This window comes from Arthrobacter sp. MYb227 (genome assembly GCF_002975435.1).
Lineage (GTDB): Bacteria > Actinomycetota > Actinomycetes > Actinomycetales > Micrococcaceae > Paeniglutamicibacter.
The window spans coordinates 1-15,766 of record NZ_PCPT01000009.1; the positions used below are offsets into that span (position 1 = coordinate 1).

The following is a 15,766-nucleotide window of genomic DNA, read 5'->3' on the forward strand; positions in this document are numbered from 1 at the left end:
GAACTACTTTTACGCATGAAAAACTCCCCGAAAGTAAGGAACTGAATTAGTCAGTCCAACTTTCGGGGAGCAGTTCAAATATGATTGGCGCATGGCTGCCGTCAGTGAGGGCTTGGGGCCTTGGGGAATTGCGAACCGTCGCAGATTCATCTGCGCTGCGGCGTTTCTTGTGGTCTCGGGATTAATCGGGACGATTGCCACGATCATCCGTTGGTTTCCGTGTGGGGATACCTCCGACCGGGGCCAGTGCACTGGCTTTGATTCGTTGAGCATCATGCCCTTTGGCTGGTACTTCGTGATGTGGGGGATTGCCGACCTGCTCCTTGCCGCGGGTGTTTCATTAATATTGCTACGCCATGTGCATGGGGTTTTCATCACTGTATTGGCTTTAGGTATCGTGTCAACCGCGGCGCTCACACTGCTCTTTGGGCTAGGCATTGAATCCCTGCGGTTGTCGGCGATGTGGTTCCTGACAATGAACTGGTGGCTATTTACGCCCTTGATCGCGGTAACTATCATCATCATGATGGGTAGAACGTGGGACTACGCGGGAAACAATTGGGCCCTGCTGCCCGTAGTAGCTCTGGTGCTGGGAGCTGGGCTGTGTGAGTATTTTTTCCTTCAGTTGGTGTTCCAATCGGTGGATACCCCCAGAGCGAGTGACGGGTTACGTTACATGTTTTTGGTTGTTATTGGATTGCTGATGTGTGGGTTCCTGGTACAAAAGCGCCTCAGCGAGGCTGCGCTGGAGCGAAGAAATGCAAGCTAGGCAACTTCACACTTTTTGGCATGTACGATTTGCGTTCAGCAGACTACTATTGATCGCCGTAGAGTCATCAAGCAGGCAGGTAAAGCAGTGAGCAATCCCGATACACAAATGAGCGAAGAGATCGTCGAAGAATGGGCCGAAGCTACAAGCCGTGCCTATAACGATTCGCTGACCGGACTAAACTTTTCTCGTATTCCGGCGGCCGTCGAGACGTTTATTTCCCTGTATGCACAGAGCAAGGCCTTGACCTTCAACCCGGCGTACTCGCCCATCGATTACTTTGAGGAGCACCCGGCTACAGCAATTGCCAGCATCCTTGATTCGCGTGAAGCGGTAGAGATGCTTGAGGACAATCAGGAAGAAGAGTTGGAAGAGATCCTTGAATTCGTTGAGGCCTGGGCCGCTTTTGACGAGAACCAGCAGCCAGATCTTGGTATCTCCGAAGCCGACGATGAGGAAGACCTCGCTTGGTAGGGTGATTCATTTTTACTCGGTGTGAGGAAGACGTGTTTTCTCTAGTACCGCATAGGCCGCTGCGCGCTGCGCCCAATCGACAGGTTTGGGGATGGTGCGCAGTGGCCTATTTTTTAGGGCAAGAATGCAAGCGAAAGTTGTAATACTTGCGCAAAGAATTTGTAGACCGGTCCAGCCCCAGAATGGGAACCCAAAGCCCGCGATCAGCGGTGCCAGCGGGAGCGCGCCCATGCTCATGAGTGCCGAGGCGCTAGTGGCCCTGCCAAGTAGCTCGGTGGGTACGGCCGCCATGAAGTAGCCACCGATTCCGGCATTGATTGCCGGGGCAGCGCATAAGGCAAAACCTAGGACAACGCAGATGGCTGCAATAGGTTCTACGAAGGCCAATACCCACTGCGAGCCCGCCACCAGCAGCAGGCCGCCACAGGCCAGCGCGCCGCTGGGCACGTGCTTGATCAGGCTTGGCGCGGCAAAACTGCCAAGTAGCAGCCCCCCTCCGATGGAAGCGGAGACGAGCCCGATGGTTGCTGCGCTTTCTCCGCGTTGTTGCAGCGCAAAAACTGTTGAGGAGATTGCTGCATTTGAGCCAAGATTTACGATTACCGAAACTATTAATAGCATGCGAAGATCCCCGCGCCGCCACAGCCAGCTCATACCCTGGGCACTTTCACTGACAAAGGCACGGAACCAACCGGGTTTTGCTGCTTTTTGAGAGACATCAGCTTCGCGGCTTGCGGGAGCAACTTGAGTTAGATGCGTTGGCAACACCATGAATTTGGCGGCAAGGGTAGCCAGCGCATGAACGGCTGCTATCACCAGCATCACCACGGTGTTTGAAAGGGATAAGAGGACGCCGCCCAGTGGCCCGCCGGCCAAGGTAACCACAGCGTCTCGGCCCTGATTTGCTGCTAATGCCGAACCTAGCTGGGTCTCGGGCAGAAGATCTTTCAGCGCGGCGTCGGATGTTGAAGCGAACAGTCCGTTGCGCACCGACATGAGCAGATGCAGTCCCAGCAAGGTTCCAAAGTGCAGGTGGTTGCTTGCTGCGGCCAAGGCCAGCACAAGTCCGATCACCAGGCCGAGGCAAGAGCCGAGCATCATGAGCTTGCGGCGATTGTAGCGATCGGCAATCACGCCACCGGGCAGGGTGCCGAGCATGCGTCCGATCATGCCTAAGGCCCCAATGATCCCTGCCTGAGCCGGAGAATTGGTGATAAACAGGGCGATGAGTGGGATGACGAATGAGTGTATTGCAATGCCTAGGGCCGAGCCGGTGTCCGAAGCCAGCCACAATAAATAGCTCCTTTGACGCCATAGGGCAGGGGGAGCTGCGGGTGTTGTTGTGGTCTTCATGCCTCAAAGAGTAGACCCGCAAACTTAGTTGCGCAATATTTATTGCGCAACTAAGTTTGCGGATTGTGTAAGCTGAGGGACATGAGTGAAGAAGCGTCGAAAAACATACCATCCGAACCTCGGACCATGACCTCACCCATGCTCAAAGCCATGGCGAACCCCTTGCGCAGGCGCATCTTTGCGACACTCGCTGCAATGGACTTCGCTCGTGCCGCCGACCTATCCGAACGCTTGGATGTTCCGGCAAACTCACTGAGTTTTCATCTGCGGGTCTTGGCCGAGGCCGGGCTCATTGAGGAAGCCCCGGAATTAGCGCGCGACCGCCGGGACCGGGTGTGGCGCGCGATGCCCGGGGGGCTCACCATCGGTTCTCCGGAGCACCCGGCTCAGGTGGATGATCAGCTGGCGATGAACGCGTATTTGACGCAGCAAGAACAAGACCAAATTAGACAGTTGAAAGCCGTCATTGGTTGGGGGCGAAGCTATGCCGCGGGTTCCGAGAACGTTCAAAAAGGCGCCCTGAATATCACAAACCTGATGCTCAACGATGAAGAGGCCGAAGAGCTGGAAACGCTCATGCTCGAGGCCTTGCGTGAAGTGAAGCGAAAGTCCATTGCGAATGCTGGGGACGGATCCAAACGCAGGCTCTGGGATGTAACGGTGATGATGGCGCGCGAAGATTTGTTGGGCGGACACTAGGCAACACAAGAAATGCTCGGTGGTGCACACCCCAGAGGGGCGGCACCACCGAGCAGTTGCTGGTACTTGGGTTTCTAGGCGAGCAGTTGGCGCTTGGAGGAGATTACTCCTGTATTGAATCCGGCAAGTCGTAGGCCACCATGGAACCGAGCGTGCTCGATTTTCACGCAGCGGTCCATCACGACGTTCAGACCTGCGGCCTCGGCGTTTGCCGCGACCTCCTCATGCCAGGAACCTAGCTGAAGCCACAGGGTCTTAGCACCCACGGCGATTGCTTCATCGAGAACTCCGGGCAAATCATCATGTTTACGGAAAACCTCAACCAAATCCGGGGTTTCAGGAAGATCGGCAAGCGACTTGTAGACCGGCTGGCCCAAAATCTCATCGAGTACGGGGTTCACAAAGTAAACCTTGTACTTAGAGCTTGAGAGCAGATAGGTAGCAACAAAGTAGCTGGCGCGTGAGGGCTTATTGGAAGCACCAACAATCGCAATTGACTTGGTGCTGCGCAGAAGATCTAGGCGTTCGGCGGCATTCGGCCCAACCCACGTACGGATATCGATGGCGCTCATTATTTGGCTCCCGTCGTGGCTGCTGCGCGAGCGGAATCAATGGAGCAGGCGGCTCCGTCGTAGGCTTCCTCTTCAGAGGCAGGGACCACCTGCTGGGAAATCGTCAGTGCCTGATCCAGATCCCAGAGGATGTCTGCAAGATCTTCCAGGCCCACGGAGAAGCGAATTAAATCCTCCGGAACACCTGCGGCAAGCAATTGCTCGGCGGTGAGCTGCTGGTGGGTGGTTGAGGCAGGGTGCAACACCAGAGTGCGCACATCACCGATGTTGGCAAGGTGGCTTGCCAGCTGCAGTGCCTCGATGAAGGCGGAGCCGGCGGCGCGGCCACCCTTGACCCCGAAGCTGAACACCGAGCCGACGCCCAGCGGTAGCAGCTCCTTGGCACGCTCATAGTGCGGGTGCGACGGCAATCCTGCGTAGTTCACATAGGAAATGCGCGGGTCATTGTTCAACCATTGTGCAACCGCCTTGGCATTGGCAAGGTGCGAATCCATGCGCTGGGGCAGGGTCTCAACGCCCTGCAGTAGCTGGAACGCAGACTGTGCCGGAAGCGCTGGACCGATATCGCGCAGCTGCTCGGAGCGCAGCTTGGTCAAGAAACCATACTCACCAAAGTTATCCCACCAAGAAACGTTCCCATAAGAAGCTACGGGCTCGGTCATGGAAGGGAACTTTCCGTTACCCCAGTTGAAGGTACCGGCCTCGATAACAACGCCACCCAGAGTGGTCCCGTGACCACCTATGAACTTGGTTGCCGAGTGAATGACAATGTCTGCACCATGTTCGATGGGGCGCAACAGGTAGGGAGGGGTCAGCGTCGAGTCGACGACAAGTGGGATGTTTGCCGCGTGGGCAACCTCGGCAAGGCCCTTCAAATCGGCGATATCACCGGAAGGATTGGCAACAATTTCCGTGTAGACGGCCTTGGTATTTTCCTGGATGGCCGCGGCAAATTCCGCAGGATCCGTGGAGTCAATGAACGTGGTTTCAACGCCAAAGCGGCGAAGCGTCACATCAAGTTGGGTGATGGTTCCGCCATAGAGCTTGGAGGAGGCCACGATGTGGTCTCCGGCTCCGGCCAGCGCGGCGAAGGTAATGAACTCGGCTGCCATACCCGAGCCAGTGGCCACGGCACCGATACCGCCTTCAAGCGAGGCCATGCGCTCTTCAAAGGCAGCAACGGTCGGGTTGCCAATGCGTGAATAAATATTCCCGTACTTTTGCAGTGCAAAGAGGTTCGCGGCATCGTCTGAGTCCTTGAAAACAAAGGACGTTGTCTGATAAATCGGTACGGCACGTGACCCGTGCTCGGCGTCCGGGGTGCCGCCGGCGTGCAGTGCGCGCGTGCGGAATCCAAATTGATGTTCGGCCATGAGGGTGGCTGACTCCTTGCGTAGAAAGGCTTAAGAAAGTCCGGGGTTACCAACGTTCTAGGCGCCTGTGGGGCGGGGGTACTTCTTCTCCCGGTTCAATGAGGTGGCCGACGTTGCTCTTCTTTTCTGTGTAAAACCCGAACCGGGGTTCCACACAGGAAGCATCAGCACCAAAGATTGCTTGCGCGCTCTCCATCGTTTCTGGCGGTAGCACCTTGTCCACCGGAGTGTGGAAGGTTGCTGCGGCGTCATAGAACCAGATCTCTCGGCCGCTCGGGATGGGGTCTATGCACCATTGTGGCAAGAAAACAGCAAGTAGCCAAAGAATAAGTGCTTAGGTTGCGTTAGATGGACATTGAATCGAAGAATCTGCACCAAAATCCCTGGTGGATTTTGCCCAGCTACGCTAGAAGACATGAGTACAACGTTAGTTTTGGTCCGTCACGGTGAAACTGCTTGGAATGCCGAGGGGCGTTTGCAGGGGCAGACCGACATTCCGCTCAATGATGTAGGCCGAGAACAGGCTCGTGTAGCGGGAATGGAACTTTCCGCGCGAGCCTGGGATGTTGTCGTTTGCTCGTCGCTGGGACGAGCCGTTGAAACGGCTCAACTTATTGGGGCAGAGCTGGGGCTGGAACTAAGTGAACGCATCAGCGGGCTCAGTGAACGCCACTACGGCAAGGCCGAAGGTCACCGAGTACGGGACCTTCCACGCGAAGAGATCGATAGGCTGCTGGATTCGGCCGAGCTCGAAGACCTTGTCACACGGCGAGGCCTCGATGCACTCTTGGGTCTTGTGGAACGCTACGAAGGCCAAAGGATTGTTGCCGTAGCTCACGGAACCCTTATTCGTCTGACGCTCGATGCCTTCAGCGCCGGGCCGCCCATGAAAATCATGTGCAATGGGCAAACCGTTCAGGTCGATGTTGAAGCATTACGCCAGCATATGGCCACTGTAAACCCCTAGGAGCTGGCGGGGGATGGGCGCACTATGAGGACATGAATGAATCATTCTTTGGTAACCCCGAATTTTATGCTCACCGGGCTCACTTATATGACGCGATGCTAGGCTCTCCCGCGTACAACAAGCTTTTCTGGGGCACCAGCCCCAACGACTATGCGGCCTTCGCCGCACGAGCCATCGGTTCGGGCTCCGGGCCACTGCTTGAGGTGGCGGTTGGGACCGCGCGGGCAAGCGGGCTTCTCCATGTGGCCAGCGCGCGGAGCACAACACTGGTAGATATGAGCCAACCCATGTTGGCCCTGGCTCAAGAGACAATTCGAACCGCGGCTGGTGGACGGATTCCACAACGCATCACCTTCGAATGTCGTGACATGTTGGAACCCGGCAGTGAGCAACACTATGAAACGATCCTGGGTTTGGGGCTACTTCACCTGGTCCCGGATCTGCCACGGGTGCTTTCCGCTCTAGGAGTTCAGCTCAATTCCAGCGGCTCTTTGTTTCTTGGCTCATTGATCAAGGGGTCCGCGCGCTCAAATGCCTACCTGAAGCTTTTGAAGGCTCGTGGCGAGATTGCCGAGATTCGTTCGGTAAGTGAAATTTATGAGCAGGCGAAGGACGCAAATATTGGCACGGTGGTGGTGTCCCATCGCGGTGCCATGGCGTATCTAGTGATCACGCGTTAGCGATTAATTAGTTTCTTAGCTCTGCTGCCACACGCCGCGTTTCGGCCTCAAACTTTGAGACTAAACGCAAGAGTGCTGACTTATCTGCTGCTGGCCAGTGCCCAATGAGTTCTTCAACCAAGGAATCTCCCGAACGGCCCAGTGCATCGGCGGTGTCCTGCCCAGCATCGGTTAGTGCCAGGAGGGAAGCACGCGAGTCCTGCGGGTCGGCTAATTTGTGGATGATCCCGGCATCTTGCAGCCGGGCGGCAATTTTGGAGATATTTGATGCTCCGGTCACCATTCGTGCAGCAAGCGCCGAAGGGCGTTGTGGCCCCATCGCGCGGAGGATTCTCACCATGGTGATGGCTCCGGGATCTAGCATGACTCCTTCACAGGCTGCAACGGCCGTGATGAAATCCGGTGAGGTCCATTGGGCAAGAATGCTGTTGAGTGCGCGCAAAAATTCAGTATCAACCGTTGTTGGCTTCATGCTCAGGCCTCGGTTCCGCCGTCAACCGGGAGTACGACTCCGGTAATAAATTGTGCTTGATCCGAAAGTAAGAATGCCGTTGCGTGCGCGATATCTTCCGGCTGACCAAGTCGTTTCATCGGGATTTCTGCGGCATAACCCGCCTTGGCCTCATCGGGAAGCGATGCAAGTGCTGCGGTTTCGATGGCTCCCGGTGCCACTGCATTGATCCGAATGCCCAGAGCAGCATTTTCCTTGGCAACGCTTCGTGTCAGTGAGACAACCCCATGTTTTGCCGCACCATAGGGGGTCAGCTGCGGAGTGGCGCTGATCCCGGCCAAGGACGCGATATTGACAATTGAACCGTGCCCCTGCTGCACAAAATGAGCGATCTGGGATTGGAGGGCCAGGAATGTTCCACGTAAGGTCACGTCAATGACCCGATCCCATTCCGCAAGTGTCACCTCTTGCACCGGCTTGGGCATTGCGCCCACGCCGGCATTGTTAACGGCCAAATCTAGGCGTCCAAATTGTTCAAGGGCGAAGGGAACCAGCTGGGAAACATCGCTTTCTTCGGCAACATTTGCATGTTTGTATGCTGCCCGGCCGCCTGCCCTAAGTATTAGCTCTACGGTTTCGTTGCCCGCCGGGTCATTGACGTCGGATACGACTATTGAGGCACCCTCTTCGGCAAGTCGCAGGGCAATTGAGCGTCCGATCCCGGCTCCCGCGGCCGTGACCAGAGCTACCTGATTTTCAAAAAGCATGGTTTGCCTCCAAAGCGTATACTGTCCTGCAGACAGTATACGCTTTGTGGTCTTCACGCGAGGATTGAGCCCTCGTACAGACTTCCTGCGACGGTGCGGTGCACGATCTATCTGCTCTGGCTCGGTAGGAAATTCACGGTAGAACTTGTCTCAAGGTTTGGGTGGCGGGTAGCGCGGCTAATTGCCGGCCACCCGCCACCCGCGTTTAGGCGTCTATCACCAAGTCGCTTTGAGGCGTGGAACAACAAGGAAGGAACTTTCCCGTTTCGATCTCCCGGGCACGGATTCCACCTTGGTGATTCATGTCCACATCGCCCGAAACTTTAACGACCTTGCACGATCCGCACATTCCCTCTTGGCAGTTAGCCCCAATTCTTACGCCTGCGCGCTGGGCAACACCTAAGATTCGTTCGTCGGGGCTGATCCTGACATTGAGGCCGGTTTTCAAGAATGACATGGTGAAACTTCCTTCCCCCACCGTCTCGAAGGAAGAAGTATCGGGAGGCTCCGGAGGAGAATCAGTACCGGGTTCACCATCAGATGCCAATGGGATCTGATCCTCTACCTCGTCCGGTTGTGCCGAGGTACCAGCGGCCCGCAGGGGTAGCCCCGTTGCTTCGAGGGTTCCTTCCGCATCGTAACCGGGCTCGTATATTTCCAGTTCGGCGGGCTGTTGTGCGTAATGCTGCTCGGCAGATTCCGCGATGCCCTCGGCAAACTCCTCGGCCAAACCTTCGGCAAGGGCAACTTCCTCCTGGTACTCCAACAAGGTCTGTCGGTCCCCGGAAAAGAATTCCATATGGATCGAGGTTTCATCCACCCCGAGTTGTTCCAAAAGTTCCGCGGCGTTGTTCAGGTAACCTTCCGGACCGCAGGCATAAACCTGTCGCCCGTTTGCATCGGGAGCTACCTGTTCAATCATGTGGCAGGTCAAACGGCCTAACATCCATTCCCATTCACCGGGCATGGATCGATCGCCTAACGAGTAGAACATCTTGATGCGTTCATCTACCGCGGCAATGTATTCAAGCTCCGCGGCAAATCCAAAACCACCAGGTTCGGCTCCGTGATACAGCACTACAACGTCTGCCTGTCCCGGCAATGCATGGATGGTGCGCACCATTGACATGATCGGGGTGATTCCTGCCCCGGCGGCAAGGAAGAGATAACGTGCCCGGCGTTCGGCGTCCGGAAGGTGGAACGCCCCCACCGGACCGAGCATATCCAGTACGGTTCCGGGCACCACATTTTCATGCACCCACGGGGAGACGAACCCGTTTGTTTCCCGCTTAACCGTGATGTTGAACGTCCACGGTGCCGTGGGCGCGCTGGAAATTGAATAGCTACGGTCAACGGGGTCTCCCGAATCCCCATGCACGGGGAAAGCAATATTTAGATATTGCCCGGCGCGGAATGCCAATGGCGCACCGTCGACGCGGCGGAAGACAAATGTCTTCATTCCGCCGGCCTCGGGAATCGTCTCAACACATTCGGCCATGAACTCCTGTGGGTGCCAAGGCCCCAAAGCTTTGGCGGCACCTGCTGCCAGTTCCGTGGCACGCAGCACCCGGTTCCAAGGCATCTCCAGGCCTCGGATGCGTTGTATTTCCGGAACTTGAATGCTGGTGGTGGTAACAGTCATGCCAAGTGCTCCTGCATACGCTGGATGTACCAGTTAATGAATGCCTCAACCTGGTATTCGCTCTTCATGTAGGGGCCGGGTTCGTAGGCTGGGCTTGCCGCGCCGGCCTGGCATAGTTCCACGAATGCCTTGTCTTGGATATTTGTTTGCTTCCAAGTGTGGGTGAGCTTAGCTAGATCGTAGTCCTGCCCCTCAACCGCATCATCGGCTACCAGCCAGGTGGTGCGCACCAGAGTTTGGTGTTCATTGATGGGGAATACCGCAAACGTGATTGCATGGTCGCCAAGGAAGTGGAACCAGCTATTTGGCTGCAGGTGCATGGAACAGCGGCCCAACCGGAAATCACGCAGATCACCAAGAAGTTTCTTGGATAGCCTGCGGCCATCGAGGGAGAATGATTCACCGAGCCCATCGAGCGGTTCGCGTGAGATTCGAATGCCGGCAATGCGGGTGTCAAGCTCCTCCACGACCTCGTAGGGCAGACCGTAGCGGCGGCAACGTTCTTCGAGGGATTCTTCGGCCTGCTTGTTGCGGTCCCACACTTCTTGTAGATGGGTGGGGACGGTCTCTTCGCTTAGTCCCCAGGTGGGGAACAGTGAGCAGGCTAGTTCGGGGTGGCCATCGCAGTGGTAGCACTCGCGATTGTTTTCCATCACCAGCTTCCAGTTGCCCTCTTCAATGATGTTTTGCTGGTAAGCCACTTTGGCCCGGGAGAGATCGTGTGGTGCCAGGTATGGCTCAAAAATCTTGGCGGTTTCATCAAAGTCGGCAGGTGGCTCATCGGCGATGCAGACAAAAATCAGGCCGGCGTAGATCCTGCTGTGGGCCTTCTTTAGCCCAAAGCAGCCCTTGTCGAAGGTAGTTTCCCCCGGGGAGGAAGCATGAATCAGAGCTCCGTCCGGGGAATAGGTCCATGAGTGGTATCCGCACACTAGGTTTCCTGTGGAGCCGGCTTGTGCTGTGAGTACTCGTGCGCCGCGGTGACGACAGACATTGTGCAACACATTCACGCCCCCGTCGTCATTGCGGATCACGATCAAAGAGGTGGGTCCGTATTCGACGGTCACGTAGTCGCCCGGCTCCGGGATTTCGGCGATGCTCGTGGCATAGAGCCAGTGGGCACCGAAGATGCCTTCCATGTCCAGATTAAAGATCGTTGGATCCGTATAAAAGGGAGCATCGAGTGAGAGCCCGATGCGGCGGTTATCGAACAATGCATTGATCTCCGAGAGCTGCTTGGCTGGCAGCGTGCTGGAAAGTTTTCCCCTCAGTGAGCGAGGCGCGTTGATCGAGACAGACATGAATTTGCTCCTTGGGAACGAAATATAAGAGTCGGCAGGTCGGAAAACGGCTGGGGGCGCCCCAAGGGCGCTCGAGGTGTTGTGTAGATCACATTACTGGCTTCAAAGCAACAATAAAAGCGTAAAAAATTGCCGCAAATCATGCACAATAGGTGCATGATTGATTCCAAGATCTTGACCCTGCGCGCCTTTGCCGCTTGCGGCACGGTGGCCGCCACCGCGGAGCTGACCGGATACTCGCCATCCGCGGTCTCGGCTCAGCTGCGCGAGCTGCAGCGGCAGTTGGGAGTGCGCCTCTTGGTCAAGGAAGGGCGAGGTGTGTCTTTGACCGCGGCGGGTCGAAAACTCGTTGCTGGCTCGGACGCACTATTGGCCGCGTGGGAGCAATTGCGGGCCACCACTTTAAATGCGGATGACCAGGTGCAGGGCCAATTTGGTCTGGGTGGATTTTCGACAGCAGCTGCACGTTTACTGGCCCCATTGGCCGCCAATCTAAAGATTTCCAGGCCGCATGTGGAGGTACATCTGATCGAGGCGAACCCAACGCGTTGCTTTGAGATGCTTGTAGCCGAGCGGATCGACATGGCGGTCGTGGTGGCGATGCGGGTGGGACAACCTGCTGAGGACGATACGCGATTTGAGCAAATAACACTGCTCGATGACCCGTTGGATGTAGTGGTTCCTGCCGATCATCCGTTGTCGGACCAAGGCAAAGTCCACCTCGAGGAGCTAGCGGCAGAGAAATGGATCACCGATACGCAAGGCTCGGCCTACCGTGAATTATTTACCTCCGCATTCTCGGCGGTTGGCCTCAGACCCAAGGTGGCGCATGAGGCCCAAGAATGGGAGACCATGACGGCTTTTGTTGGGGCCGGGCTCGGCGTGGGATTTCTCCCGAGGCTCGCTCCTATGGGAGGCACAGTAAACGTCAAGCGTCTGCGTCTGGTGGGGCCCAGCCGGCCAACTCGCCGCATCGTCGCGGCTGTTCGTCGGGGGAGTTTGGGCTCGCCACTGGTGATTGAATCTCTTGAGTTTTTGCAGGGCACCGCGCACAGGATCCTTGAGGCGCGCCAGGGGGAGGAAGTGTAGCCCTTCCGGCTAAAGGCAAGCGGTATGACGCGGCGAGTGCCTTTGTGCGGCCCAATGCTCATGAGCGATGTTCGTCTAAATCAAATTCGATAGCACCCTTGACAGCCCGTGCGACGCTGAGCAGACTAATCATTAGTCGTCGACTTGTATCCAACTAATATTTTAGGAACCGGAGGTTCTTGGATGGGCAACAAGGCTGTCAGCTACGCTGGCCCTGGCAAGGTTGAAATCATTGATACCGCTTACCCGGACTTTATGCTCCATGATGGTCCGGGTGTACACCCGGCCAACGTGGGTCGACAAGTGCACCACGGGGTCATTCTCAAAACCATCGCCACAAACATTTGCGGCTCGGACCAACATATGGTGCGTGGCCGTACCACTGCTCCGGAAGGCCTGGTGCTTGGCCACGAAATAACCGGTGAAGTGGTTGAAGTGGGCCGGGACGTGGAATTCCTCAAGGTCGGCGATGTTGTTTCGGTTCCCTTTAATATCTCCTGCGGGCGCTGCCGAAACTGCAAGGAAGGCCAGACGGGCATTTGCCTCAACGTCAACCCCGACCGCCCGGGCTCGGCCTATGGCTATGTGGACATGGGCGGATGGGTTGGCGGCCAAGCCGAATATGTGCTTGTTCCCTATGCCGACTGGAATGCCCTAAAGTTCCCCGACCGCGACCAAGCTCTGGAGAAAATTCTTGACTTGGCAATGCTTTCGGATATTTTCCCCACGGGTTTTCACGGGGCAGTAGGTGCCGGCGTCACCGTGGGATCCACGGTCTATGTCGCAGGTGCGGGCCCGGTGGGACTGGCAGCAGCCACCTCCGCACAACTGCTCGGTGCCGCAGTGGTCATCGTCGGTGACCTGAACCCGGATCGGCTAGCTCAAGCACGGAGCTTTGGTTGCGAAACAGTTGATGTTTCTCTGGGAAATCCGGCAGAGCAGATTGAACAGATCCTAGGTATCCCCGAAGTTGACTGCGGAATCGATGCCGTCGGTTTTGAAGCCCGCGGGCATGGCGCCGACGCCGGTAGTGAACAGCCAGCAACGGTGCTGAATTCGCTCATGGAAGTTACCCGTGCAGGTGGCAGACTGGGAATTCCAGGACTCTATGTCACGGGCGATCCGGGTGCCAGCGACGAAGCCGCGAAGGTGGGTTCCCTGTCGATGCGCTTCGGTTTGGGCTTCGCCAAATCGCACACGTTCATCACCGGCCAATGCCCGGTGATGAAATACAACCGTGGATTGATGACCGCAATCCTGGGCGACAAGGTCTCAATTGCCAAGAACGTCAACGCCACGGCGATTTCGCTGGCAGAAGCACCGGCCGGCTACGCGGCATTTGACAAGGGAGCAGCGCAAAAATTCGTGCTTGATCCGCATAATCTGATCCAGTCCAGAAACTAACGCCAGATAAACCGGCGGCAAGTACCCCTATCGACACCCCCTAGTTTTGGGGGACCGTCGGTAGGGGTACTTCTCACTATCCGGCCAAAGATTAACCGCTATTTACGCTGATTTCTACCGACGGGGACCCCCCGTCCCTCTACTTGCTCAACCATCCGGCATATTGATGTTGTTGTTTATTGCCGCACCGACCGGTGAAGGAAAAAGCCATGAGTCAAAGTGATAGTTCAGTCCAAAACCTTGTCGAAGAGCTTCATTCGGCCCGTCGACGAGAGCAGAAGAAATATTCGGTGTCCGGGGTCGATTATTGGGTCTTTGGAATCGCCGGATGCATTGCCCTGGCATTTATTCTGTGGGGATTCCTCTCCCCGAACGGACTCGGGAACGCCTCCAGCACGGCCCTAGACTGGGTGATCACCAATACCGGCTGGCTGTTCATCATTGCTGCCGCGTTCTTTGCCACGTTTGTCCTAGTGGTTGCGGCGAAAAGTTTTGGACGTATTCCGCTGGGCAGAGATGGCGAAAAACCCCAGTTCAGCACCGTTTCATGGATCTCCATGATGTTTGCCACCGGAATGGGCATTGGGTTGGTTTTTTACGGGGTGGGTGAACCACTCTTCTTCTATATGTCACCTCCACCGGGAACCGTTGAAGGTCAAACTGATGCAGCACTGAGCACCGCCATGGGAACCACCCTGTTCCACTGGACGCTCTTTCCATGGGCCATGTATGCGATTGTGGGACTCGGCATGGCCTACAGCAGTTTCCGGCTTGGACGCCCGCAACTCTTCTCCTCGATGTTCGCTTCAATTTTTGGTGAGCGCGTGATCTATGGCTGGGGCGGCCGAACCATTAACATCCTGGCAATCCTTGCTACGCTCTTCGGATCTGCCTGTTCGTTGGGCCTAGGCGCATTACAAATCGGCGGTGGCATCCAATCCTCGGGTCTCATGGGAAGCGTTGGTTCGGGCATGCTCGTGCTGATTATCGCGATTCTGACCGCTTTGTTTGTTGCTTCAGCAGTCTCCGGAATCGAACGCGGAATCCAGTGGCTGTCGAACATCAATATGGTGCTAGCCGTCATTCTGGCCCTGATCGTGTTTATTGGTGGGCCGACCCTCTTCATCCTCAATGTCATCCCCAACGCCATCGGCTCATTCATTAGCGACCTGCCCGAAATGGCTTCACGGACGGCGGCCTCGAGCGACGGAGCCATGGCATCGTGGCTTTCATCCTGGACTGTTTTCTATTGGGCCTGGTGGATCTCGTGGACCCCGTTCGTGGGACTGTTTATAGCGCGGATCTCTAGGGGTCGTAGCATCCGTCAGTTTGTAACTGGTGTGTTGCTGGTCCCCTCGACGGTGACGTTGATATGGTTCTCGATCTTTGGTGGCGGGGCCATCGGCCTGCAGGAACGTGCCCAAAATTCGGAAGGTACCACCGAAGCCTTGGTGAATATGGTCAATGGTGCCCCGGACATTAACTTCGACACTGTGCTCTTTGACCTGCTTGACGCATTGCCCCTGGCCAATTGGGTGTCGGTGCTGTTAATGATCGTAACGATCTTGTTGATAGCAATTTTCTTTGTGACGGGCGCAGACTCTGCCTCGATTGTCATGGGAGCGCTCAGCGAACGTGGGGCCCAAGATCCCACGAAAAAGTCCGTGATCTTCTGGGGTGTTTCCGTGGGTGCCGTTGCCGCGGTGATGTTGTTGGCCGGAGGGGACCACCCGGCCGAGGCATTGAACGGGCTGAAAAACATCACCATTGTCTCCGCCTTGCCATTCGTGGTGGTCATGCTGGTGCTCTGTGTTGCTATTTGGAAGGACCTGAGCCAGGACCCATTGGTCTTGCAGGGACGGGTAGCACTTGAAGTTCTGGAACAATCGGTCTCCGATGGAGTTGAACGCCATGATGGTGAGAATTTCAGTCTGATGACCCAAGAGATCGCCACAGTAAGCCCGACACCGCGGCCCGAAGACTCCGGGTTGGCCCTAAGCGACGGGAACCCCGAGGATGATCTTGAACAGCCGATCCTGATCCGGGAATAGCGGAGCAAACACAGGGAGGGAACGTATTGCGTTTTTAGATTTAAGTCGGGTTCCTCCTATGTGGGGGATGAATCCACGTATCTGGTAGGCCCGGCGTCGGGTTGGCTTTTATCCAGAAGCTAACCCAATGCCGGGCCTACTTTGCGTGTAAAGGGGGGCGTTCAAGAAGGAACC

General features: G+C 56.3%; 15 protein-coding genes and 1 riboswitch. Of the genes, 8 read left to right on the plus strand and 7 right to left on the minus strand.

What is annotated here, in order from left to right; all coding sequences use genetic code 11:
* Positions 1 to 91 precede the first annotated feature (91 nt).
* Complete coding sequence (locus tag CQ018_RS15225; protein ID WP_105550878.1) at positions 92 to 769, plus strand: hypothetical protein; 678 nt, start codon at positions 92 to 94, stop codon at positions 767 to 769.
* An 87-nt stretch (positions 770 to 856) separates the two neighbouring features.
* On the plus strand, positions 857 to 1,243 hold the full coding sequence (locus tag CQ018_RS15230; RefSeq protein WP_105550879.1) for a hypothetical protein: 387 nt from the start codon (positions 857 to 859) through the stop codon (positions 1,241 to 1,243).
* A 12-nt stretch (positions 1,244 to 1,255) separates the two neighbouring features.
* On the opposite strand, the gene CQ018_RS15235 is transcribed toward CQ018_RS15230, so the two are convergent.
* A complete protein-coding gene (locus CQ018_RS15235) occupies positions 1,256 to 2,596 on the minus strand; it encodes an MFS transporter (RefSeq protein ID WP_105550880.1) in 1,341 nt (446 codons plus the stop codon).
* Between the two features lie 126 nt (positions 2,597 to 2,722).
* On the opposite strand from CQ018_RS15235, the gene CQ018_RS15240 reads away from it, so the two are divergent.
* Positions 2,723 to 3,295, plus strand: coding sequence for a transcriptional regulator (locus CQ018_RS15240; RefSeq protein WP_219844069.1), 573 nt, complete (start codon positions 2,723 to 2,725; stop codon positions 3,293 to 3,295).
* A 74-nt stretch (positions 3,296 to 3,369) separates the two neighbouring features.
* Here the strand turns inward: CQ018_RS15240 and CQ018_RS15245 are convergent, their stop codons facing one another.
* A complete protein-coding gene (locus tag CQ018_RS15245) occupies positions 3,370 to 3,867 on the minus strand; it encodes a CoA-binding protein (protein ID WP_105550882.1) in 498 nt (165 codons plus the stop codon).
* Positions 3,867 to 5,240, minus strand: a complete 1,374-nt coding sequence (locus CQ018_RS15250; protein WP_105550883.1) for an O-acetylhomoserine aminocarboxypropyltransferase/cysteine synthase family protein — start codon at positions 5,238 to 5,240, stop codon at positions 3,867 to 3,869. The genes CQ018_RS15245 and CQ018_RS15250 overlap by 1 nt, the downstream gene beginning before the upstream one ends.
* Before the next feature lie 189 nt (positions 5,241 to 5,429).
* A riboswitch (SAM riboswitch) is annotated at positions 5,430 to 5,525 on the minus strand.
* A 130-nt stretch (positions 5,526 to 5,655) separates the two neighbouring features.
* On the opposite strand from CQ018_RS15250, the gene CQ018_RS15255 reads away from it, so the two are divergent.
* Both CQ018_RS15255 and CQ018_RS15260 read left to right on the plus strand, forming a co-directional pair.
* The gene (locus CQ018_RS15255) at positions 5,656 to 6,207 is read left to right on the plus strand and encodes a histidine phosphatase family protein (protein ID WP_105550884.1); all 552 of its coding nucleotides are present in this window, start codon (positions 5,656 to 5,658) and stop codon (positions 6,205 to 6,207) included.
* A gap of 32 nt (positions 6,208 to 6,239) precedes the next feature.
* On the plus strand, positions 6,240 to 6,887 hold the full coding sequence (locus CQ018_RS15260) for a class I SAM-dependent methyltransferase (protein WP_105550885.1): 648 nt from the start codon (positions 6,240 to 6,242) through the stop codon (positions 6,885 to 6,887).
* A gap of 7 nt (positions 6,888 to 6,894) precedes the next feature.
* On the opposite strand, the gene CQ018_RS15265 is transcribed toward CQ018_RS15260, so the two are convergent.
* The 4 genes from CQ018_RS15265 to CQ018_RS15280 all read right to left on the minus strand — a co-directional run bounded on the left by CQ018_RS15265 (position 6,895) and on the right by CQ018_RS15280 (position 11,048).
* The gene (locus CQ018_RS15265; protein WP_105550886.1) at positions 6,895 to 7,359 is read right to left on the minus strand and encodes a MarR family winged helix-turn-helix transcriptional regulator; all 465 of its coding nucleotides are present in this window, start codon (positions 7,357 to 7,359) and stop codon (positions 6,895 to 6,897) included.
* A gap of 2 nt (positions 7,360 to 7,361) precedes the next feature.
* The gene (locus CQ018_RS15270; protein ID WP_105550887.1) at positions 7,362 to 8,105 is read right to left on the minus strand and encodes an SDR family NAD(P)-dependent oxidoreductase; all 744 of its coding nucleotides are present in this window, start codon (positions 8,103 to 8,105) and stop codon (positions 7,362 to 7,364) included.
* Positions 8,106 to 8,310: 205 nt separating this feature from the next.
* A complete protein-coding gene (locus tag CQ018_RS15275; RefSeq protein WP_105550888.1) occupies positions 8,311 to 9,747 on the minus strand; it encodes a flavin reductase family protein in 1,437 nt (478 codons plus the stop codon).
* Entirely contained in the window at positions 9,744 to 11,048 is a 1,305-nt protein-coding gene (locus CQ018_RS15280) for an SRPBCC family protein (protein ID WP_105550889.1), read from the minus strand. Before CQ018_RS15280 ends, CQ018_RS15275 begins: the two co-directional genes overlap by 4 nt.
* A gap of 156 nt (positions 11,049 to 11,204) precedes the next feature.
* On the opposite strand from CQ018_RS15280, the gene CQ018_RS15285 reads away from it, so the two are divergent.
* The 3 genes from CQ018_RS15285 to CQ018_RS15295 all read left to right on the plus strand — a co-directional run bounded on the left by CQ018_RS15285 (position 11,205) and on the right by CQ018_RS15295 (position 15,592).
* Positions 11,205 to 12,137, plus strand: a complete 933-nt coding sequence (locus CQ018_RS15285; RefSeq protein ID WP_105550890.1) for a LysR family transcriptional regulator — start codon at positions 11,205 to 11,207, stop codon at positions 12,135 to 12,137.
* Positions 12,138 to 12,320: 183 nt separating this feature from the next.
* On the plus strand, positions 12,321 to 13,541 hold the full coding sequence (fdhA, locus tag CQ018_RS15290; RefSeq protein WP_105550891.1) for a formaldehyde dehydrogenase, glutathione-independent: 1,221 nt from the start codon (positions 12,321 to 12,323) through the stop codon (positions 13,539 to 13,541).
* A gap of 209 nt (positions 13,542 to 13,750) precedes the next feature.
* Positions 13,751 to 15,592: a BCCT family transporter gene (locus CQ018_RS15295; RefSeq protein ID WP_105550892.1), complete on the plus strand. Its 1,842-nt coding sequence runs from the start codon at positions 13,751 to 13,753 to the stop codon at positions 15,590 to 15,592.
* Positions 15,593 to 15,766 lie beyond the last annotated feature (174 nt).

Coding starts and splice junctions, on each gene's coding strand:
- CQ018_RS15285 (WP_105550890.1), top strand. CDS start 11,205: ATGATTGATTCCAAGATCTTGACCCTGCGCGCCTTTGCCGCTTGCGGC.
- CQ018_RS15260 (WP_105550885.1), top strand. CDS start 6,240: ATGAATGAATCATTCTTTGGTAACCCCGAATTTTATGCTCACCGGGCT.
- CQ018_RS15265 (WP_105550886.1), bottom strand. CDS start 7,359: ATGAAGCCAACAACGGTTGATACTGAATTTTTGCGCGCACTCAACAGC.
- CQ018_RS15275 (WP_105550888.1), bottom strand. CDS start 9,747: ATGACTGTTACCACCACCAGCATTCAAGTTCCGGAAATACAACGCATC.
- CQ018_RS15245 (WP_105550882.1), bottom strand. CDS start 3,867: ATGAGCGCCATCGATATCCGTACGTGGGTTGGGCCGAATGCCGCCGAA.
- CQ018_RS15280 (WP_105550889.1), bottom strand. CDS start 11,048: ATGTCTGTCTCGATCAACGCGCCTCGCTCACTGAGGGGAAAACTTTCC.
- CQ018_RS15270 (WP_105550887.1), bottom strand. CDS start 8,105: ATGCTTTTTGAAAATCAGGTAGCTCTGGTCACGGCCGCGGGAGCCGGG.
- CQ018_RS15235 (WP_105550880.1), bottom strand. CDS start 2,596: ATGAAGACCACAACAACACCCGCAGCTCCCCCTGCCCTATGGCGTCAA.
- fdhA (WP_105550891.1), top strand. CDS start 12,321: ATGGGCAACAAGGCTGTCAGCTACGCTGGCCCTGGCAAGGTTGAAATC.
- CQ018_RS15250 (WP_105550883.1), bottom strand. CDS start 5,240: ATGGCCGAACATCAATTTGGATTCCGCACGCGCGCACTGCACGCCGGC.
- CQ018_RS15240 (WP_219844069.1), top strand. CDS start 2,723: ATGACCTCACCCATGCTCAAAGCCATGGCGAACCCCTTGCGCAGGCGC.
- CQ018_RS15225 (WP_105550878.1), top strand. CDS start 92: ATGGCTGCCGTCAGTGAGGGCTTGGGGCCTTGGGGAATTGCGAACCGT.
- CQ018_RS15255 (WP_105550884.1), top strand. CDS start 5,656: ATGAGTACAACGTTAGTTTTGGTCCGTCACGGTGAAACTGCTTGGAAT.
- CQ018_RS15295 (WP_105550892.1), top strand. CDS start 13,751: ATGAGTCAAAGTGATAGTTCAGTCCAAAACCTTGTCGAAGAGCTTCAT.